The organism is Paraburkholderia sp. PREW-6R (assembly GCF_039621805.1).
GTDB lineage: Bacteria > Pseudomonadota > Gammaproteobacteria > Burkholderiales > Burkholderiaceae > Paraburkholderia.
Map to the genome: position 1 here is coordinate 399,757 of NZ_CP155075.1, position 20,521 is coordinate 420,277.

Here is a 20,521-nt window from a genome sequence, read left to right on the forward strand (position 1 = left end):
GTAATGTTTTGTGCGATTTGACTCAAGTTAGGTGAGTGGCGCGCCGTCAATATACGGTGATGAGCGCCGAATAACCGGCGCCGACGGTAGAGGCAGATTCATGGACGCAGACATCAAAACTTCGGCTATCAAAAACGACGAACCGGTTGCTTCCAATACTTTTCAAAGACCGCTCGAAGAACTGCGATCGTTATGGGCAACCACAGAGCGAGAACGAGCGGTTGCAGAATTCACTCCGGAAGGCGTGCTGCTGTCTGCGAACGCCAACTTCCTGACGCTCGTCGGATATCGGGCAGAAGAAATCGTCGGATCGCATCATCGGGTGTTCTGTGATGCGACGTACGCCAAAAGCGCTGCATATCACGAGTTCTGGAGTCTGCTCGGATCCGGCCGGGAGGTTAGCGGAGATTTCCGTCGGGTCAGCAAAGCAGGAAAGGATATCTGGATTAGCGGTTCCTATACGCCCGTTCTGGACGTGAACGGCAAGGTCAAAAAGATCGTCAAGGTGGCCACCGACACCACATCCGGCCGCACGCTGGCAGATGATCACGCCGGCAAGGTTCGGGCAATCGAACGTGCGCAGGCAGTCGTGGAGTTCGACCTCCGCGGGCACGTGCTCGCCGCTAATGACCGGTTTCTTGAACTCATGGGCTATAGCAAGGAAGACGTTCAAGGGCAACATCATCGTATGTTCTGCGATCCGTCATACATTGCGACCGACGATTACCGCGCTTTCTGGGAGAAGCTCGGAAAAGGCGAGTACGACGCCGGTCAGTACAAACGGTTCGCAAAGCACAACCGCGAAGTGTGGATCCAGGCCACCTATAACCCGATCTACAGTTCGGACGGCAAACTTATCAAAATCGTCAAGTTCGCCTCTGACATTACCGAATTCAAACGCGGCGTGGCGGAGAGCAACGGACGCCTTGCGGCAATCGACCGCGCCAACGCCGTGATCGAGTTCGATCTCGAAGGCAACGTCCTCGCAGCGAACCAGAATTTCCTGGACGCGATGGGTTACACCCTTCGTGAGATCGTCGGCAAGCATCATCGGATTTTCTGCGAGCAGGAAGATGTCACAACCGCCGCTTACCGTGACTTCTGGGCTCGCCTCAGCCGTGGCGACTACAACGCCGGCCGGTATGTGCGTGTCTCGAAGCACGGGTACCGGGTGTGGTTGCAGGCGACCTATAATCCCGTTTTCGACGAATCAGGCCGTCCATACAAGATCGTCAAATACGCGAGCGACATCACGGGCCAGGTGGAGCGTGAGCGGCGGATGCAGGACAATCTGATCGCCATGAGTGAAAAGATCGACGAGCTGTCGCAGTCGATTCAGGGCATCGCGCAGAGCACCCGTGAGGCGACTAACGTTGCGACGCAAACGCAGACCGAGGCCGACACTGGCGAGCGGACGCTGGCCGAGTCGATGTCGGCAATCGAGGCGATCGAGCGCTCGTCGGCCGGTATCAGCGAGGTCGTCAAGGTGATCAGCGAGATCGCGGCCCAGACCAATATGCTTGCTTTCAACGCTGCTATCGAGGCGGCGCGCGCCGGTGAGCACGGGCTTGGTTTCTCGGTCGTGGCAAGCGAGGTTCGCAGGTTGGCGGAACGTTGCTCTCAGGCGACCAACGAAATCGGCCGGCTCATCGACGAATCGGTACAGAGGGTGAAGACGGGCAGCGACACATCGCGGCGAGCAGCAGAAGGCTTCGAGCGCATCCGCGCAGGGGTGGACCGCACTACGGAAACCATCGCCGGCATTCACCAGGTGACCGAAGACCAGGCCGTCGCCACCCGTACCGTCTCTGACCTTTTGCGGGAGCTGACACTCGTCACCGGCGGCGAAGCAGCGACCCGATCCAGTTCGACCGTTGCGGCGCTCAACCGGCAACAGCAATGACGCAGGCGTCAATGTCCGTGTACGGCCTCGTGCGGGTCGGTGCGACATGGATCGCCCTTGCTGCGGATCGCATCGTCGAGGCCGTTGAAGCACCTTCTGCATACAGCAGCGTACCTGCCCAACCCCGTGCAATGAGGGGCTACTTCCTGCTGCGAGGCGAGGCGATCGCAACACTCGACACCTTCGGCTTGCTCCATCCGGAAGAGAAAAGATCGGATTGTGCCAGGCACGTGGTCGTGCTGCGCGAAGCCGACGCGCTTTTCGGCGTTGAGGTCGATGCGATTGGCAATACGGAGAGCGTCGACGGCGACACCATCATTGAGCTGGAATCAGGCTCGAGCCCGAAAGGCGGCATATTCCCTCGGCTACTGCCCGGCGAAGGCACTTCTCTGATTGGTATTGCAGATGTGCGGCGACTGTACGCGGCGACCGAGGGCATGGCCGCCCTGGCGCGTGGTCCCCGCATGGGTGTTGGGCAAAGCGCCGGGCGCGTCTTCACAGCGGACGAGGGCGAGGCGCGGCAAGCCGGCCAGTTTGCGATCGTGCGGTGCGCTGACCATCTGCTATGTGTGGACGCGTTGAGCGTTAAAGCTGTCGTCCCGATGCCGCCTTTGCAGCAACCGACGCCTGGCAGCCAGACGTTCCTCGGTGTGGCCCAGTGGGCCGGCAGCGATCTCGCCGTCATGGATCTGCCCAGCGTCCTCGGTTTGGACGACTCAGGCGCGACTGACGGCAAATACATGCTTGTCTTCGAGCATGCGGAAACGTTGGCTGCCTTCTCCGTAGACGAGCTGTCCGAGCTGCTTGTTGCCGGACCTGGCGACTTCAAGCCGGTGCCGCGGGCCGCCTTTGTTCGCGCACATCTTTTTAGAGGAGCCATTGCGACGGAAAAAGAGCAGACTGCGCTCGTCATCGATTGCGAGGCGCTTGCGAGGAGTGAAGCCCTGATTCGCCTGCCGCGCCAGACGCCGGCCGAGCGCGGCAGATTGTCTGTCGATGTCTCGCACGTGCCTGCGTCGACATCGTTCATCGTTTTTTGCGTAGCGGACCAGCATCTGGCGGTCAGAACCGACCAGATCTCGGAAATCCTCGCGAGGCCGCCGGTCAGGGTGGCGGGCCGCTGCGACGAGGAAAGCATCGGTCTTATCGACTGGCGAGGCTCGATGATAGAACTTGTCAGCATGCGCTCAGTGCCCGGCTGCGAGGGCAGCGCTTGCTGGAAGCAGGCGCTGATTGTGAATGTCGACGGCCATGCGTTGGCGTTTGCTATTGATGCCGTCATCACCATGTCGGGGCCGGGCGAGGCGACGGAAGTCTCACGCATCACCGACCACGCCACTGGCGAGGGGCGCGAAATCCTCACGATGGGGCAGCCGCAGCGACGCAGCTACCGGCTCGTTGATCTTTCGCAGACTGTGGCAACCCGCTTCGGCTAGTCGAGGCATGCAAGCGGACGTGCGACGCCAGGTAGACATTGGCCATCCGAGTTTCATCTGCTCGACCTGAGCGAGGTGCCGCGTGCCGAGCGGCTGAACGAAAGCTGACACGACGTTGTCCTTGACTTAGAGTGCACTCGAAGTCCTAACCTTGGAACCGTCATGTCGAAATCGCTAACGATCGGTCAGGTGGCGGCAGCCTTAGGTGTGTCCGCGCACACGCTGCGCTACTACGAGCAGGAGGGCCTGCTGCGTGCAGTAGGGCGAACCACTGCCGGACATCGGCTGTATTCAGCAGCCGATCTGGACTGGCTGCAATTCGTCCTGCGCCTGAAAGCGACAGGAGTGCCCATCGCCTCAATAAAAGCGTTCTCTGCACTACGCGCGCAGGGCGACTCGACGTACGGTTCCCGGCGCGAGATGCTCACTGAACATCGGGACGTGGTTCTCGCACGGATTGCTGAACTGCAGGCCAATCTTGCGGCAATCGTCGACAAGATCGCCTGGTACGAGACCGCATCAACGAACGCAACACGACATGACGACAGTTTCCCACCACATCAACAGGAATAGGACTCGTCATGGATACCCAGGTCAACACAACGCACGCACACCACGACCGATACGCGCAAGGCTGGCAGCAGTTGAGGCAGATCGACGGGGAAGTCGGCGAGAAGGTAGTCGCGGCGCTCGCGCCAATCGCTCCCGACTTTGGCCGCATGCTGATCGAATTTGGCTTCGGTGACATTTATAGTCGGCCCCAACTCGATCTACGCGCCCGTGAGATCGCGACGATTGCGGCTCTGGCTGCGCTTGGCAACGCTCAACCGCAACTGAAAATCCATATCGAGGCCGCGCTGAACGTCGGCTGCACGCGCGACGAGATCGTTGAAGTGTTCATACAGATGGCACTGTATGCGGGCTTTCCGGCAGCACTGAATGCCTTGTTCGCCGCACATGAAGTGTTTGTCGCGAAGGGTATGGATTAGAACGCGGCACAGCGGCGGATTTGCGCGCGGTTGATGGTCGACGAACTGCGCATTGGGGTGATGGTCCGCTCGTGGGCCGCTTGCTGACTCATGCAAGCGGCGTACGCGTTTGTGCGACGACGACAGCAGGACGGTCACTTCGAGCGTCGCGTCGAAGTCCGGGCATGACGGGTTGCGCGCGGCAGTCGGCGACCGCTTGCCGCTCGTGCGCGACCAGCATGCCGCGACGCAGCCGCGTTGCTTAAAAAACGAGCGCGTTGCCACGCACGCCGCGCAGACTGCCGGGGTCCGCGCGGCGGCACATGTTATCCGCGCCGGTCGTGCGCATCCGGTCGGCGGTCTCTGCGACGGCGCGCGTGGCGCCGGGTCGAGACCGCCGGCGCGAACGCGGTCAAAGATCTCCGAGTAACGCCTTTAGTCACGAGCAGTCCGTATGCGTCAGGCTGTCCAAGGCTCGCCCACGTGAACGTTGCAACTGTTCTCCGGCGCTTACACCGTAGCGTTATCAAGCTCCGGAATGCCACTTTGGCGGTCGGCGTAGGCGGCCTTGAAGCTCGGGCGTTGTTGCCAGCGCTTCCAGTAGGCATCGAGAAATTCGAAACGCTCATCGAGCGGAGTAGCGTTCACTGGGAACTTCGAAAACGCTATCGCGGTTGCCAGCGTAATGTCTGCGAAGGTCGGTTCTTCGCCACCGAGCAGCCATTCGCGGCCGTCTGACAGATGCTTGTTGACCAGCGCGGCGTGGGCCAATGCTTCCTTGCGGCAATGCTCGCCCCATGCCTCGTTCTTCGTCAGTTCGAGCTTGAATCCGAGCCCCGTGTGCAACACATGGAAGGCGGTGACGATCCGGTACAGGATGTGTACCCAGATGCGGTTGTCCCACATGTTGTCCAAGCCCTGCTCGAGCGGCGTCTCGCCCATGATCTTGCGACCCGGATAGCTTTGGTCGAGGTATCGAACAACGGCAGCGGTCTCTGAAATAAAGCTGCCGTCAGCAAGCTGAAGCGTCGGCGTTTCGCCCCACGGATTCATTTTGAGGTGACGCCAGCCACGCTGTTCGCCGACCGGCGTCATGTCGTAGATGGTCTCGTCAAAATGCGCGGCAATGCCTTTTTCATACATGAACAGCCGCAGGCGTTGCGGGTTGGGGAAGGCCGAGGGCGAAGTAAAGAGTTGAAGTTTCGAAGACATGGTGCGGCTCCTAAAGATTCGAAAAAGAGTCTTTGCTGCCGCAGTTATCTACCTGCCACATGGTAGTCTCGCAGCGATTAAAAAAACCAACTTGCGTTGGTGTGGCGCTTCGGCCAAGTGCATCTACCTGTCGCTTGGTAGGTTGTACTTTATGAGATAGAATTCGACCTGTCAACCGATTTTTTGAACTGAAGGATTTTGTCGTGAAGAATGACGGTAGCTCGAATTCGAGGGAACACATCCTCGCTGTGGCGACCCGGGTCGCGGGGGCCCACGGGTACGGCGGGCTAAATTTTCGTGACATCGCGGCGGAAGTCGGCATCAAAGCGGCCAGCGTTTATCATCACTTTCCCTCCAAGGCCGAGCTGGGCGCCGAGGTGGCGAAACGCTATTGGGAGCAGTTCTCCGCGATGCTTGCCGCGCGATTGGCCGCGTCGAACGACCCGCTCGTATGCCTGCGCGAGTATCCAGATACCTTCCGGACGGCGCTTCAGAATGACAATCGTATGTGCTTGTGCAGTTTCATGGCTGCCGAGTACGACGACCTGCCAGACACAGTCAAGAAGGAAGTTCAGACGTTCGCCGATGTCAACATCAGTTGGCTGGCGAGCGTGCTCATTGCAGCCGGTGTGGTGACAGAAGAAGAGAGTGAAGAACGGGCTCGCGCCATCTATGCGGCTATTGCCGGCGCTCAGCTTATGGCGCGAAGCCGTTCCGACATCACCATTTATGATTCGCTCGTCCGGAACTTCCGTAAGACCGGCCTTATTCCGGGTTAGGGTGTCTGTCTCCGTGGAGACAGGCAGGACCTGTCATTGCGTCATCCAAGTTCTTCAAAGCCCAAGGAGCGATCGGGTAGCGCCCTTGGCGTCTTGAATGGCCAACACAAATTGGATTGTCGCCGGTTCTGGCAGCGACGCGGACGACCGCTCGTGACCGCGCATCGCTTCATTCGACGGGCATATCTCCGGGAATTGGAAGTTGCTTTCCCATCTCATATGCACGAAGCTCGTAGCCAAGCCCCTGGTACAACTCGACGGCCTGTTCATTGAACGCCCAGACTGTGAGTCTCAGGTCGCTGGCACCGTTTTCGCGCGCTCACTCTTCCGCAAGTTTCATCAGCTTGCTTCCGATACCACGTTCCCGCGCTCGTTCGAGCACAGCGACTGAGCCAATGCGGCCAACGGTGAACGGTTGCAACAGCGGACTCGTCGGGCGCACTACATGGACGGTGATAAAACCGACCGGCGTGCTGTCAAGCTCGGCGATAAACATGGCTCGATCGTCTCCCTGAAAGCTGGAGAGCCAGTGCGGCTTGTCTCGAGCGAACTCCGAGGTGGCATTTGCGTAGATGTCAGGACGTGCCTGGTGGTGGACCGCATTCAAGATTTGCCCCAGTTCGCAGACGGTCAAAATGTCGTCGATACTTGCGCGTCGATAGCTTATCGGCTCTGTCATCTTCGGCTCTTCACGGTGGAAAAATAAAAAAAGGCGCCGTAGGCGCCTTGATCGTTTGCACAGGGAGTCGGACCGCGGGGGGTAAGTCTCCTGCTATGGACGTAACGAATCACGGCGCAATGGATTGCGACCGTGATGATGAAATTGATTCGTGACTTTACGGAGTTTCATACGGGCCATATTGGCACATCCACCTGGATTTGTGAACGGCGACTTGCCACGACAATTTAGACGCGCTCGCATGCATCGAAACAACCGCCATACCCTGCCGGTCGTCGGAATTTTACGCGCCGTCATTCGCCCCGTCAGATCAATCGACGGTGCGGATCCTGCTCGATGTACTCCGGTTGCACGGAGTCAGCTCCATTCGGCAATTTTCTTGATCAACGCTTTCAGAAAAACCACCAACGCACGCGGTAAGCGTTCGAGAAAGCGGAATGAATGCCGTAATCAGATCGCAAAGCTAGACGTCGGCTAACGCATCCGCAATAGGCCGGTCTCCACCTACAAAGCCAATAACCTTGTTCACCAGTCGCGCCTTGAGTGCATCGACAACAACCTCGGCCACATCTTCACGCGTCACCGGGTCGCGCGGCGAATCGGCATCCGACACGATCTCAATGGTTCCAACTCCCGGCTCCATTGTGAGCGTGCCGGGGCGCAGCACAAGGTAATCGAGCCCGCTGGCAATCACGTAGTCGTCCGACTCGCGCTTCATCTGCGAGTAGTGTTGCAGTGCTTGCGGCGAGCGTTCCGGCGCGTACGCAAGCAATGCGCTGATAACGACAAAAAGGCCCACGCCGCTCTGCTTCGCATAATCCACCGACCTGATGATCGCGTCACGATCGATCTGGCGTTCCTGCTCCAAACCTTCGGTTTCTGCCGAGCCGGCAGCATAAATGACAGTCTGTATGCCGCTGAATACATGCGAGAAATCGCCTGACAGGTCGGCAATGAGCGGTCGGACGCCGAACCGCTCGAAAGCGTCGCTTTTTGCCGCGTTGCGTATCAACGGGGAGAACGGCATCGCGGCGTCATGCAATTTTTCGGCTACCAGGCGACCCGTTCTCCCGCTTGCACCAATTAACAGAATGCTCATGACCTTTCTCCAATAACGATGCGCCGCGCCGTCGCGTGTTTTTACAGTCTACTATCAGAGCGCGAAAGTGTTCTGTATCCAGCAGGCGCGCGCAAGTCGCAAAGGGGAACGCAAACGCTTCCCGCTTCACCAGGTTTCTCTGCGGCCGTCAGTGCAGTCTTTCTGAACAATCCCGTTTAAGCCGCAAAAATCCAATGGGGCTGCACGGACGCTGCCGTCATCAACCTTCACGCCGCGTTGTGCGCGCTATCGCCGCCGGTCACATCGATCGCCGCGCCGGTCAGCATGCGCGCGTCGTCTGAGGCGAGGTACACATAGGCCGGTGCAACGTCGTCGGGATCGATCCATGGCACGCCAAGCGGTGTCTTTTGCGTGAGCGCCTCCACGGCCTTGGGTTCAAGCGGCGGCTCGGGCACCTTGCCCCCTTTCGCCTCCTTCAGCGCCTGAATGTAGCGGCTCTCATTACGCGTCAGTTCGGTATCGATCAGGCCGGGGATCACCGCATTCACCGTAATTCCGAACTCGCCGAATTCCAGCGCGGCGGATTTCATCAGACCTAGCAACGCCCACTTGGACGCCGAATAGCCCGCGCCATCGCGCATACCATGCCGCCCCTGCGTCGACGATGTGACGATGATCCGACCGTGCTGACGCGCGACCATGCCCGGCGCTACCGCGCGGATACAGTTCAGCGTGCCGGTAAGGTTGATGTCCAGTTGGTCCTGCCAGTCCACGTCTTCGAGTTCCAGCAGCGGCTTGAACGACTGGATCCCCGCGATGGCCGCCAGAATGCCGATAGGACCGAAGTCCCGCTCGGTCGCGGCGACAATGGTCTGCAGCCGGGAATGGTCGCGGATATCCGCGACCTCAGGACGCCAGCGGCCGCCGGCCTGCTCGACGAGACGCCCGGTTTCAGCGAGGTCCGCTTCGGTCGGAACGGTGTAGCGCTGGATTGCGCTGGCCCGGCCAGCGATGTCCAGGCCCACGACGCTCGCCCCTTCGCGGGCGAACGCCAGCGCCACCGCGCGGCCAATGCCGCGCGCCGCGCCGGTCACGAGCGCGACCTTGCCGTTCAACCGGCCGCCGCGGCTATTTGCCGGTAGGGATGGGGATGTCGTCATGCTTGCTCCTTGTCAGTACTTGACCATGTGCGGACCGCCGCGTCTTGCGCGGTCCTTGGTCCAGATATGTCGCGGGCTCCAGATCGGCCAACGCGCGAGGGTATGCCAACACATTTCATTCCCGCACGCACACATGGGATTGCAAATATGGGGCAGACCATAGATTGACTGTGCATGACGTCAGACCCGGGCGGCGACTGCGAAGCGGCTCGAAACCCTTCGGGAACGTGCAACGTCTCGCCGAGGTTTAGCTGTTCTTATCGCTCCGTGGACATCGCGCCAGAGCTCAGGATGTACTTCGGCGCCCCGAGCCCTTGAGTGGATGCCAGTGACACCGCGAGCCTTTCGATAAAGGCTGCATCCATGATGTTCATGAACACGCCGTCGTCGAAGTTTATGTTGGCGCCGAAGACGAGGAACACGATTTCGGTGGGGCCGGCGTTGTCCGCGGGCGTGACCAGTTGGTGAGGCGCGCCTGACGCCGGTTCATACAGGTAGCTGCCCGGCGTCTGCGGTTGATCCTCATGACCTGCGTAGTACCAGCGGCCTGACAGCGTGATTGCATGCACGGGGCCTGTGTGAACATGAGCAGGTAAAACCACGCCAGGCGCAAACTGCGCCCGTATGCACCAGATGCCGTTCTCCGCATCAATGAAGAGCGGCTGAAAGTCGACGCCTGGACCAAGCGCCTCCTTTAGCATGGGCAGGCTGTGGAAGTTGAGCGTCAACAGGGCGCTCGGCTGGTCAGCAGCAGTTGTCGGGTTCATTGGCATGCCTGTTCAGATCAAGTAGTTATTCAGGTGACAGGGGCCGGCGTCAGATGAACCGGGCCGGCGCCCTGAAGGACGCGAAGCAAAGGAAGCAGGCGACCGGGATCAGCCACTTACCCCGCCTGCACCTTATGAAACGCTCGGCACCAGGTTTTCACCGCCAGCGACTTCAATCACGGTCCCCGTCACGTAGGGATTGGTCATGAGAAACAGCGCTGCATGGCCGATGTCCGCCGGCTTGCCGACGCGCCGCGCCGGAAATGTTTCCTCCACCTTTTTGCGCAAGCCGTCGCGATGCTCGGCCGGCAGGAAGCCCCACATGTCTGTGTCGATGAAGCCGGGACGAATCGTGTTCACCCGGGTCGGCGCGAGTTCCAGTGCAAGGGAGCCCGACAGCGCTTCCACGGCGGCAAAGGTCGAAGTGACCGCGGTGAAACCGATTTTTGGCCGAGTGGCCATGCCGCCGGTCAGGAAGGTGATGGAGCCGCCCGTTCTCAGATGTGGCGCGGCATGGCGGGCGCATGCCCAACTGCCCAGGAACTTCCCTTCAAGATAATTTCGCACGCCTTGCATGTCTTCATCCATGAAGGCACCCCAGGTTCCGAGATCGGGTGCCGCAGTGACGACCAGGTGGTCCAGCGAGCCGATTTCGTCGAACGCCGCTTGCACAGACGACTCGTTGCGCATGTCCAGACTGACCTGCGCAAAATCTTCAAGGTCGGGACGCTCCACAGGCGCAGCGATGCGGCGGCTTGCAACGACCACCTTCGCGCCCGCTGCATGCGCGGCGCGCGCCACGCCCAGGCCAATGCCCGTCTTGCCGCCAACGACAACGACGGTTTGTCCCGCAAGGGTCGACTGGGGGCTAAACGCTGTTTCCTGCTGATGGATTGCTGTAGTCATGATTCCTCTTTTGTCCAGTGATCAAGGGCACGATGGCACCGTGGCTCTGCGGCTGCCACGCGGCTTGCAGCCGCGCGGTGCCCCTCCGTACACGTCTCTTCGCGACGTGGGGCAGCGCAGAAGTCATCGTAATTGAATCGATAAACAGTGATAATGGCCTCCAAATGAATGGCTGCGATTCCAGCCTGGAATAAATGAGCAGGCTCGACCTGGGCGCCCAGCCGTGGGCGGGCAATCATCACAGGAGTCAACATGGATCGATTTCAGGAGTTGACGGCGTTCGTGGCGGTCGTGGAGGCTGGTGGCTTTACCGCCGCCGCGCGACGTCTTGGCGATTCGCAATCGGTCGTCAGCAAATCGGTGAGCGCGCTCGAACGGCGCCTCGGCGTGCAGTTGCTCAATCGCAGCACGCGCAGCGTTACGTTGACCGACCACGGCAGGCGCTACTACGAGCGGACCAAGCCTCTTCTCGACGAGATGACGCAGGCGGATGGCGAACTCATGAATAGCACGCTCGAGCTTTCAGGGCTCGTGAGAATCGCAGCGTCGGCCACGTTCGGCCGACTGCACGTCCTGCCGCTCGTCCCCACATTGCTGGCGCTGCATCCAAAGCTGAGACTCGACCTTATTCTCGCGGACAGCGTGCAGGATTTGCTCGCAGAAGGCATCGATCTGGCCATCCGGATCAGCCCCGTGTCCAGCCCGGACGCCGTGGTGAAGCGCGTGACCAACACGTCACTGGTCTGTGCGGGGTCTCGCCGCTATTTCGAACAACATGGAACGCCAGCGACACCGGAAGATCTGGCCGCGCACAACTGCATCGTTTTCAACGGGGTTGAAAACTGGGCGTTCGAGGGACCGCGCGGAAAATTCAGCGTGCGGGTGAGCGGGAACGTGTCGTCCAATACCGTCGAAACAGTGCTGTCGGCCGTAGAGGCGGGCATCGGCATCGGGATGTTTCATCGCGCCTCCCTCGCAGGTATGTCGCGTGACGCGGAAGTCGTGACTGTGCTTGATAGCTTCATACGGGAAACGCGAGATGTCAGCCTCATCTGGCCGAACCGGAAATTCATTTCGGCGAGGGTACGGCAGGTCACGGAGTTTTTTGCGTCGGCATTGGGAGACCGTTTCTGAATATCGGTTTGTTTAGCTGGGCCAGGCATAGGCTGCGAGGCCGCAGCGATCTTTTGCACCGCAGCCTGAAGGAAGGCCGCCAATGCACTCGGAGTGCGGGGCCTGGGCCTGGGCGTGGGCAGATACCGCTATTGACGGCGATGTCGCGAAGCTTCTGATAGTTTGACGCGGCTCTGCAGGCTTGCGCCCGATCGATCAGGATGGGCGCAGTTCGAGCGAGTGGTGTTCAATGGTCCTCACGACGGTTTCGCAAGCCGGTGCGCCCGTCTTAAGGTGAACGACGAGATCATAGGTGGTCGACGGACGCGTCAGCATCAGACAGGTGGCTTCGCTGTGCATGACACGCGTTGTGTGCCAGATGTTCGGCCTCATGCAAAGGCCTTTGCCGACGGGAATCTCAAATGCGCGCAGCGACGACAGATCGGGCTCGATCTCGTTCAGCGGTGTCGCGACGATATGCACCACGGGTGCCGTCAAGGGAACGATGGCCTGCTGCGTCAGACGATGCAGTTCGAGCGACGCGAGTTGCGTATCCTGGTTGCGATACACGACCCACAGTATTTCCGTTGTTCCATCCGTGCCGGTGTCGAATACATGCTCGCGCCAGAAATCCGATGCGGGACTGACGAACGAGGGCACGTCGCCATCCGTGCATACGGGCTTGCCTAGCAGCCAGCCATACGGTTCACAGCGATGCGTTTCGAGCGGTTCGACGGCAATGGAAAGCTGGTTCAGCATATCGATGTACTTTGGCGATGAAAGAATGTGTCAGGCGGATGCGACGGCGCGGTCCGACGGTGGAAATAACGCAAATTCGGGCCCATGCTTCAGGCTGAAATTGACCACGACATTCAGCGCGAGCCGGGTGATCGACTCGGCCAGCAGACTGTCGGGCGTACGCCGATAGGCGGCAACGAGCGGCAACGCGGGCACGCGATGCGTAACCTGAAGCAATTGCAACTGTCCCGCTTCCAGTTCGCGCATCACGAACGCCGGCGGCAACACCGCAATGCCGAAGCCGTCGACAACCAGCCGGATGATCGCCGCCACCGACGAAAGACAGTTGATCTGCGCCTGCACATCGCCGCTGGCCGCGAACAGGCTCGCAAGGAACTCATGTGGCATCGAGTGGCGCGCGAAGCCGATCACGGGATAGGCGGCCAGTTCCGTTTCGGTCAGCGGCTGCGCGGACAGATTGAGCACCGGGCTTGCCATCCAGCGCATGGGCAGGCTGCCGAGCGGCACGTTGGTCATATCCGCGCCGGACACACCCGCTGTCTGAAACGACACATCCATATGACCGTTGGCGAGTTGCGCGGCGAGATTTGCAGACGTATCGCTGGTGAGTTCGATCACCAGATTCGGGTATTCGTCGCGGATGTGTTTGAGCAGATCGGGCAACCACGTATGTACGATGGATTCGATCGCGCCGAGCCGCAGCAGTCCCGACACCTTCGAACGATCGCCGACGCTTGCGAGCATCGCCTGATTCAACGTCATCATCTGTTCGGCGAAGGGCAGCGCCTTGCTGCCGTCTTGCGTGAGCGTTGCTTCTTTCGGGCCGCGCTCGAAGAGCCGCACGCCAAGTTCCTGCTCCAGCGCCGAAATCCGGCTGGAAATGGCAGCCTGGGTGGCATGCAGGCGTTCGGCCGTCAGCCGGAAGCTGCGCAGCCGGGCGAGCCAGACAAACGTTTCGAGGAAGCGCAGATTCATTTATGACCCTGACAGGCAGGCACGAATGGCTCAGTGTAGCGCCGGGTTCTGCGAGACGGAAAAAGAAAAATTTTTGCCGCGCAACAACTTTACATTGTCGGAAGCGGCTGCGGTAAGCGCCGTCACGCTGCGAGGAACACCCGTGAATGAAGGGCAAATCTGTGTCGAAACAAAGGACGCCGCCATGACAGAAGTGTCACCCGGAATCGAAGGTGAGTCGCGATTTGAAATTTCAGCGCGGATGCCGTCGCGGGATAACGTTTATTTATCGGCGGCAGAAAGAAAATGTTGTTGGACGCGCAATTCCGGCGAACGAATACTGAATTCCTGTCGCAGGCCCACACCCCGGGCCCGTTCAACTTCATACCCGATGAGGCAGCACGTGAATAAAAACTATCGCTCCCTGGCCGGCGTCGTCATGCTGACCGCCATGCAGGCGGCCCATGCTGCAGATGCCACGCCCGCTGTCGTGCTGATCGGCCACGCGGCGCCGCTGACAGGACAACTCGCGAATATGGGCAAGGACAGCGAGAACGCCGCGCGTCTCGCCATCGAGGAAATCAATAGCCAGCATCCGGTGATCGGCGGCAAGGCGGTCCGTTTGCAGCTGGATTCGCAGGACGATGCCGCCGACCCACGCACCGGCACGCAGGTCGCGCAGAAGTTCGTCGACGAAGGCGTCGTGGCGGTGGTCGGCGATATCAACTCGGGCGTATCGATTCCCGCATCGCGCATTTATAGTGAAGCGCAGCTCGTGCAGATTTCGCAGGGCTCGACGAATCCCGCCTACACTCGGCAAGGCTACAAGACAACGTTCCGCGTCGTGGCGACAGATGCGCTGCAAGGACCCGCGCTCGCACGCTATGCGCTCAATTCGTTACACGCGAAACGAATTGCGGTGATCGACGACTCGACCGCATACGGACAAGGGCTCGCCGAAGAGTTCACCAAGGCGGCGACGGCCGATGGCGGCACGATCGTCGCGCGAGAAGCGACGAACGACAAGGCTACCGACTTCCGCGCGATCCTCACAAAGATCAAGGGCTTGCGACCCGACGTCATCATGTACGGCGGCTCTGACGCAACGGCTGGCCCGCTCGCGAAGCAGGCTGCGAATCTCGGCATGACAGCGAACGTACTGGGCGGCGATGGCGCATGTACGGAGAAGATGGTGAGCTTGGCGGGCGACGCGATCGGCAACGTGGTGTGTTCGGAAGCAGGTCTTGCGCTGTCGAGAATGCCCAAAGGACAGGAGTTCGAACGTCGCTATCAGGCCCGTTACAAAGTGCCGATCGATGCGTACGCGCCGTTCGCTTACGATGCTGTCTACATCATCTACGAAGCAATGAAGCGCGCCAATTCGACGGATCGCGCAAAAATTCTCGCTGCGATACCGCTCACGCAATATGACGGCGTGATTGGAAAGGTTGCGTTCGATCCGCGCGGCGATCTGAAAGATGCTGCGATCACCATCTATCAGTTCAAGGACAAAAAGAAGACGGTCATGGATGTCATTCGAATGTGAAGGTGCGCCGACCCGGGCTTGTCCCAATCGGCTCGAGGTTTGCGAGCAATCCCGGTCTTTCCCGGCTACCGTCGCTATCGCCAATCATTCCATGACGGCGCCCATGGCAAGCTGGCGTTTTTGATGACTACGGCGTTTAACATGCCAGTCACGGCATCCAGCTCTCGCACTTCCGTATAGACGCATAGAAGACTGAGTAGAGCGCGAAGGACACGTTTGGTTGCGTGTCCCTCGCGAATCACACGTTCTTACAGACTTGCTTTTGTCGACAGTTGCGCAACGTCGACCGCCTGGTTCGACGACCGGATGACCCGCATCGCGATCCATGCAACCAGATAAGCGGACCCGCAGATCACGAAAATGAGGTTGTAGCCTGCGTCGATATGGCCTAGCGCCTTGAAGTGATCGAGTACAGTTCCGACGAGGAGCGGAAAGAGCGTCGCACCGAGCGCGCCAGCGAGTCCGCCAATTCCCACCACCGAACCGACCGCGGCTTTCGGGAACATGTCGGAAGCCGTCGTGAACAGATTTGCCGACCACCCCTGATGCGCGGCCGCGGCAAGACTCAGGAGCGCGACCATCGCCCACATGTCGTCGATCCACGGCGAGAACGCAATCGGCGTGACGAGGAAGGCGAGGACGAGCATCGTCGTCTGCCGTGCCTTGTTGACAGGCCAGCCGCGCCGGATCAGCGTCGACGAGACCCAGCCGCCGCCCACGCTGCCGATCGACGTCGCGACATAGACGATCACGAGTGGAAGGCCGAGGTGACTGAGGTCGAGATGAAAACGCGAATTGAAGTACGACGGCAGCCAGAACAGCATGAACCACCAGATCGGATCGGTCAGCAGCTTGCCCGTGAAGAATGCCCATGTTGGGCGCAGCCTCAGCAATGAGACCCAGCGCACTTTCGCCGGCGCGGCAGTGGAAGAGGAGGCTGCGTCTTCCACGATATAGTCCAGCTCTGCCTGGCTCACCTTCTTGTGCTTCAACGGGGCCTGATACGCCACATACCAGAAGCCAAGCCAGACGAACCCGGTGAGACCCGTCACGAAGAAGGCCGCCTCCCAGCCATAGCGCGCGGCCAGCCAGGGGACGATTGCAGGGGCCGCAACGGCGCCGATGCTGGTACCCGACGTCAAAATGCCCACGGCCAGCGCCTGCTCCTTTCGCGGAAACCATTCGGAAACACTCTTGACGGCGCACGGAAAGCTTCCCGATTCCGACACGCCGAGCAGAGCGCGCATCACACCGAAGCCGAGCGTATTGCGCACCAGCGCATGGCCACAAGCCGCAATGCTCCAGAGCAGCACGCACATGCCGTATCCGACCTTCACGCCAACCTTGTCGACCAGCTTGCCGGAAAGCAGCATGCCGACCGCGTAGCACGCTGTAAACACGACGACGATGTAGCTGTACTGCGTTTCCGTCCAGTTGAACTGCACGGCAAGCGCCGGTTTCAATAAGCCCAGAACCTGACGGTCGAGGTAGTTGATCGTCGTGGCGAAAAATAGCAGCGCACAGATGCGCCAACGATAGGCTGAAATGTCCATGCTTGACTCCTGTCTCCAGATAGACGCGCGCGCCCGATTAAGCGCGCGACGAGCCGCTGTGCCGGTTCTCTTCATTGCTGTGCCGGCCGGAACGCGGTTCAAGTTGCTTGCACCTGCTTTACTGTTTCAATCTGCTACGCCGATGAGCTGTGCATTGGCTCCACGGAACTGAGTCGAAGTTGACGTCCCGCATGTGTCTTCAAACCGATTGCTGGCCGAGCAAAGACAGATCTTTCGGCATGGAATTCGAGGTCAGCATGCCGGCGGCCTACGAATTTAAGACCCGCCATCAGTCGAAAGTCGCATGACGCTTTGCGCGAAATGCCGCGACGCCTTCCGCTGCGTCCGGCGATGCCTTGCAGACCGATGCCGCGAGTTCGTGTGCGTAGTCGTGCTGGCCCGACTCCATCATCCGCAGGAGCCGCTTGCCCACGGACAGCGACGCCCTCGACCGCTTCTGAAGCGTCGCGCACACCGCGTCGACGCGTGCCGCAAGTTCATCGCTTGCAAGCGCCTCGTTGACGATACCCCACTGTGCGGCCGTACTGGCGGCAACAGGCTCGCCTAACAGGATCAGCTCGCGGGTTCGCGTAGCGCCGACGAGTTCGGCAAGACGCGCGCAGCCCATCCAGCCTGGAATCGCACCGACTGCCGCCTCCGGGAAGCCGATACGTGCATCGACGCTTGCATAGCGAAAATCGCAAGCGAGCGCGAGTTCAAAGCCGCCGCCCAGCGCGCTGCCCGCAAGCACCGCGATAGTTGGCTTGTCGAGCTCCGCGATCCGCCGGAACACGCGATTGCCATCACGGATGAAGCGGGTGCCCATTTGCTGTGCGTCGATGTCGCCCCATTCGTTGATGTCGGCGCCGCTGCAGAAAAAGCGCGGGCTCGTCGAGACAAACTTCAGCGCGCGCACCTCGGGATTGCGCTCGACACTCGCGACATATCGCTCGATGTCGTCCAGCATGCCGGTCGTCAGCGCGTTATGCCGGGCTGGACGGTTGAGTGTGATTGTCGCCATCGCGCCATCGACGCTGAAGAGGACGTCAGAATTGTGCTGCATGAAAACACCTCGCGATTCGGTTTGCCCGCTATGGCTGCGCATTCAGTGAATCGCCGCCTCGAGAAGCTGCTCGTCGACGAGTGGCGCGAATTCCATTCGCGCGAGCACGTCCTTGTGCACGTCAATGCCTTTCGCGACCTCGATCAAACGCACGCCAAGCGGATCGAGCCTGAATACGGCACGCTCGGTCACATACAAAACCTCTTTGCCGTCGAGGCGAGCCTGATGGCCGCTGAACGTCACGTGGCGAACACTTTTCACTGCTTTCGGGACCGAGCCGGGCGACACGATTTCGATCGAGTCGTCAGCGTGTCGCTCAACGCGCAAACCTTTTGCCTCAAAAGCGCCGCAGAAAACAATTTTTCTGGCGCCTTGAGCAATGTCCATGAAGCCACCGGGACCCACGACGGTGCTACCGAGCTTCGATACGTTCACATTCCCCTGTTCGTCGAACTCGCCCATCCCGAGGAACGTGATGTCGATTCCGCCGCCGCTGTAAAAATCGAACTGGTCGACGCTCGGCACAATGGCGTCCGCGTTGCGCGCCGTGCCGAACATGGCGCCGTCGAGCATCGCGCCGCGATGAACCCCCTGTTCGACGGATCCCCAATAGTCCGACCCCCGACCCTGCGCCGCGAGGACTGCCGGAATCGCGCCTGGAAATCCGAAGCCAAAGTTCACCGACTGATCGGTGCCGAGCTCCTGTGCCGCGCGCTCGGCGACGATCAGACGCATGCCCTCGGGCATGTCGGCGTCGGCCGTTCCGGCGAGCGACTCGCCGCTAAGCGACGGGTCATAGTCGCTGATTGCACACTGCCGCTGGGACGGCGTCTGGACGGTCATATCCACCATGACGCCCGGGACGCGCACAAGGCGCGCCGGCACGTGACCCGTAGACTTTTCCTTCACCTGGGCGATCACCTTGCCGCCGCTGTTATGTGCGGCAAGCGCGACAGCGTAGATGTCGAGGTCGGCTGGTTCGCGGCGCGTCGACAGATTGCCGCGCTCGTCGGCGGAAGATGCCATGACGATTGAAATGTCGATGTTGATCGGCTTGAAGCGCAAATACTCGTCGCCGGCGATCTCGATCAGTTCAACAAGGTCTTCGGTGGTAGCCGCATTCAGCTTGCCACCGCCGAGCCGAGGATCGACGAAAGTGCGCAGCCCTACGCGGGTGATTACCCCGGGGCGTCCCGCGCCAATTTCGCGGAATAACGTGGCGATCACACCGCCCGGGAAACTGTAACCCTCTATCTGGCCCGACTGCGCGAGCGCCTGCATCGCGGACGACCACACCCAGTGGCCGCCGATCACGCGTTTAACCATTCCAACGTGCGCGAACCGGCCAAGACCGCTTCCCTGGCCATTGCCGACACCCAAGGCATGTACCACCGTGAGACTGCAGGGATGGCCCGTTCGCAGGAACCGCGCTTCGATGGCGGCCAGCACGGCGTCCGGCTCGAGCAGCCCTCCGCCCGACCCGGTAATTGCAATCGTCGCGCCATCAGGTATAGAAGCTGCCACCGCTTCTGCCGTCATCCATTTACTCACATCGCCTCCTTGTCCTTGCTAATGCCGCTCTGCGTTAAAACCGAACCGGTTCGTTACTTAAGGAGGATGATGTCATAGCGGATCGGGGCATTCAAGACCCGCGCCGGGATAATCGGGTTTACGATAGTGGCCGTGCTGCCCAGCGCGGGACATAAGTACGGGTTGCGCAGGTGGAAAGGCGCGCTCGTCATACCATCCAATTTCTTGAGTTGAAGGGGCAAGATGCCAACGACGACAGTCGAAGGGGACAGCGACAATCGGGTTGCGAAAAAGAGACCGCAGCGCACGAAGCGGCTGCGCGACCCGGTCCAGACACAGACAAAAATCCTCGCGGCCGCAAAAGCCGAGTTTGCGAAGGTCGGGCTCGGCGGCGCGCGCATCGAGTCGATCGCGGAGAAGGCCGGCGTCAACAAGCGGATGATTTACGAGTATTTCAAGGGCAAGGAGGAACTGTTTCAGACCGTGCTGGAAGAGATGTGGACGAGCATCCGGACGGAAGAGCAAAAGCTGGCGCTCGACCACCTGCCGCCCGTCGAGGCAATCCGCACGCTGATGACGTTCACGTGGGAGTATTACCTCGAGCACCCTGAGTTCATGTCGCTGGTCAACAGCGAAAACCTGCATCGCGCGCGGCACGTGAAAAAGTCCCGGCGCTTCAGCCAGGTGCACGAGGGGTTTATCGATATGCTGCAGCGGATTCTCGATCGGGGCGTTGCTTCAGGGGACTTCCGTCCCGGCATCGACGCGAGCCAGCTGCATCTGACATTGGCGGCTATCGGCTACTACTATCTGACCAACCGTTTCACCGGCGAAGTCATTTTCGGCTTCGATTTCGTCTCGAAAGAAGCGCTCAAGAAACGCCTCGAATTCAATATCGACACGATATTCAGTATCCTTCGCCCGCGCTAGGCGCGGCGTTCTCGTTCGATTTCCCCGTTCCAGGTTCGCCCCTGTTATGAACGGTCCCGCGCTATAACTCTGGTTACCACCGGGCTTTGAATGGCCGCGGTTCGGCCGAACCCGGTCCATTGCCGACCGTCGCTGGCGAGCAGCCAGCGACGGGTACCGCCAGAAGCGCGTCGACGGGAAACCACGGCGCTCTTCACCTGCTG

At 60.2% G+C, this 20,521-nt stretch carries 19 protein-coding genes; 8 read left to right on the forward strand and 11 right to left on the reverse strand.

What is annotated here, in order from left to right:
• The first annotated feature begins 100 nt into the window (after window positions 1-100).
• The 4 genes from AAGS40_RS26365 (at window position 101) to AAGS40_RS26380 (ending at window position 4,328) form a co-directional block, all read left to right on the forward strand.
• Window positions 101-1,903 carry a PAS domain-containing methyl-accepting chemotaxis protein gene (locus AAGS40_RS26365; protein ID WP_345817456.1) on the forward strand — a complete coding sequence of 601 codons (1,803 nt, stop codon included), beginning with the start codon at window positions 101-103 and terminating at the stop codon, window positions 1,901-1,903.
• A gap of 11 nt (window positions 1,904-1,914) precedes the next feature.
• Window positions 1,915-3,339, forward strand: coding sequence for a chemotaxis protein CheW (locus AAGS40_RS26370; RefSeq protein ID WP_345817457.1), 1,425 nt, complete (start codon window positions 1,915-1,917; stop codon window positions 3,337-3,339).
• Between the two features lie 162 nt (window positions 3,340-3,501).
• Window positions 3,502-3,912, forward strand: a complete 411-nt coding sequence (locus AAGS40_RS26375) for a MerR family transcriptional regulator (protein WP_345817458.1) — start codon at window positions 3,502-3,504, stop codon at window positions 3,910-3,912.
• Window positions 3,913-3,920: 8 nt separating this feature from the next.
• Window positions 3,921-4,328, forward strand: coding sequence for a carboxymuconolactone decarboxylase family protein (locus AAGS40_RS26380; protein WP_345817459.1), 408 nt, complete (start codon window positions 3,921-3,923; stop codon window positions 4,326-4,328).
• A 489-nt stretch (window positions 4,329-4,817) separates the two neighbouring features.
• On the opposite strand, the gene AAGS40_RS26385 is transcribed toward AAGS40_RS26380, so the two are convergent.
• On the reverse strand, window positions 4,818-5,519 hold the full coding sequence (locus AAGS40_RS26385) for a glutathione S-transferase C-terminal domain-containing protein (protein WP_345817460.1): 702 nt from the start codon (window positions 5,517-5,519) through the stop codon (window positions 4,818-4,820).
• 203 nt (window positions 5,520-5,722) lie between these two features.
• Between AAGS40_RS26385 and AAGS40_RS26390 the strand changes: the two genes are divergently transcribed.
• Window positions 5,723-6,298: a TetR/AcrR family transcriptional regulator gene (locus AAGS40_RS26390; protein ID WP_345817461.1), complete on the forward strand. Its 576-nt coding sequence runs from the start codon at window positions 5,723-5,725 to the stop codon at window positions 6,296-6,298.
• A gap of 319 nt (window positions 6,299-6,617) precedes the next feature.
• Here the strand turns inward: AAGS40_RS26390 and AAGS40_RS26395 are convergent, their stop codons facing one another.
• The 5 genes from AAGS40_RS26395 to AAGS40_RS26415 form a co-directional block, all read right to left on the reverse strand.
• A complete protein-coding gene (locus tag AAGS40_RS26395) occupies window positions 6,618-6,977 on the reverse strand; it encodes a GNAT family N-acetyltransferase (RefSeq protein WP_345817462.1) in 360 nt (119 codons plus the stop codon).
• Between the two features lie 463 nt (window positions 6,978-7,440).
• Window positions 7,441-8,076: an SDR family oxidoreductase gene (locus AAGS40_RS26400; protein ID WP_345817463.1), complete on the reverse strand. Its 636-nt coding sequence runs from the start codon at window positions 8,074-8,076 to the stop codon at window positions 7,441-7,443.
• Between the two features lie 227 nt (window positions 8,077-8,303).
• Entirely contained in the window at window positions 8,304-9,197 is an 894-nt protein-coding gene (locus AAGS40_RS26405) for an SDR family NAD(P)-dependent oxidoreductase (RefSeq protein ID WP_345817464.1), read from the reverse strand.
• Between the two features lie 257 nt (window positions 9,198-9,454).
• The gene (locus AAGS40_RS26410) at window positions 9,455-9,964 is read right to left on the reverse strand and encodes a 2,4'-dihydroxyacetophenone dioxygenase family protein (RefSeq protein ID WP_345817465.1); all 510 of its coding nucleotides are present in this window, start codon (window positions 9,962-9,964) and stop codon (window positions 9,455-9,457) included.
• A gap of 132 nt (window positions 9,965-10,096) precedes the next feature.
• Window positions 10,097-10,765 carry an SDR family oxidoreductase gene (locus tag AAGS40_RS26415; RefSeq protein ID WP_345817466.1) on the reverse strand — a complete coding sequence of 223 codons (669 nt, stop codon included), beginning with the start codon at window positions 10,763-10,765 and terminating at the stop codon, window positions 10,097-10,099.
• Window positions 10,766-11,122: 357 nt separating this feature from the next.
• Here AAGS40_RS26415 and AAGS40_RS26420 point away from each other — a divergent pair, with 357 nt between their 5' ends.
• A complete protein-coding gene (locus AAGS40_RS26420; RefSeq protein ID WP_345817467.1) occupies window positions 11,123-12,004 on the forward strand; it encodes a LysR family transcriptional regulator in 882 nt (293 codons plus the stop codon).
• Between the two features lie 195 nt (window positions 12,005-12,199).
• Here the strand turns inward: AAGS40_RS26420 and AAGS40_RS26425 are convergent, their stop codons facing one another.
• Together AAGS40_RS26425 and AAGS40_RS26430 are read right to left on the reverse strand one after the other, a co-directional pair.
• A complete protein-coding gene (locus AAGS40_RS26425) occupies window positions 12,200-12,742 on the reverse strand; it encodes an ureidoglycolate lyase (RefSeq protein ID WP_345817468.1) in 543 nt (180 codons plus the stop codon).
• Window positions 12,743-12,772: 30 nt separating this feature from the next.
• Entirely contained in the window at window positions 12,773-13,717 is a 945-nt protein-coding gene (locus AAGS40_RS26430; protein ID WP_345817469.1) for a LysR family transcriptional regulator, read from the reverse strand.
• Window positions 13,718-14,135: 418 nt separating this feature from the next.
• On the opposite strand from AAGS40_RS26430, the gene AAGS40_RS26435 reads away from it, so the two are divergent.
• Window positions 14,136-15,242, forward strand: a complete 1,107-nt coding sequence (locus AAGS40_RS26435) for a branched-chain amino acid ABC transporter substrate-binding protein (protein ID WP_345817600.1) — start codon at window positions 14,136-14,138, stop codon at window positions 15,240-15,242.
• A 248-nt stretch (window positions 15,243-15,490) separates the two neighbouring features.
• Here the strand turns inward: AAGS40_RS26435 and AAGS40_RS26440 are convergent, their stop codons facing one another.
• The 3 genes from AAGS40_RS26440 to AAGS40_RS26450 all read right to left on the reverse strand — a co-directional run bounded on the left by AAGS40_RS26440 (window position 15,491) and on the right by AAGS40_RS26450 (window position 19,409).
• Window positions 15,491-16,795 carry an MFS transporter gene (locus AAGS40_RS26440; RefSeq protein ID WP_345817470.1) on the reverse strand — a complete coding sequence of 435 codons (1,305 nt, stop codon included), beginning with the start codon at window positions 16,793-16,795 and terminating at the stop codon, window positions 15,491-15,493.
• Between the two features lie 289 nt (window positions 16,796-17,084).
• Window positions 17,085-17,858 (reverse strand): enoyl-CoA hydratase/isomerase family protein, encoded by a 774-nt coding sequence (locus tag AAGS40_RS26445; protein WP_345817471.1) that lies wholly within the window; start codon window positions 17,856-17,858, stop codon window positions 17,085-17,087.
• 42 nt (window positions 17,859-17,900) lie between these two features.
• Window positions 17,901-19,409, reverse strand: coding sequence for a CoA-transferase (locus tag AAGS40_RS26450; protein WP_345817472.1), 1,509 nt, complete (start codon window positions 19,407-19,409; stop codon window positions 17,901-17,903).
• A gap of 222 nt (window positions 19,410-19,631) precedes the next feature.
• On the opposite strand from AAGS40_RS26450, the gene AAGS40_RS26455 reads away from it, so the two are divergent.
• Entirely contained in the window at window positions 19,632-20,318 is a 687-nt protein-coding gene (locus tag AAGS40_RS26455; RefSeq protein WP_345817473.1) for a TetR/AcrR family transcriptional regulator, read from the forward strand.
• Window positions 20,319-20,521 lie beyond the last annotated feature (203 nt).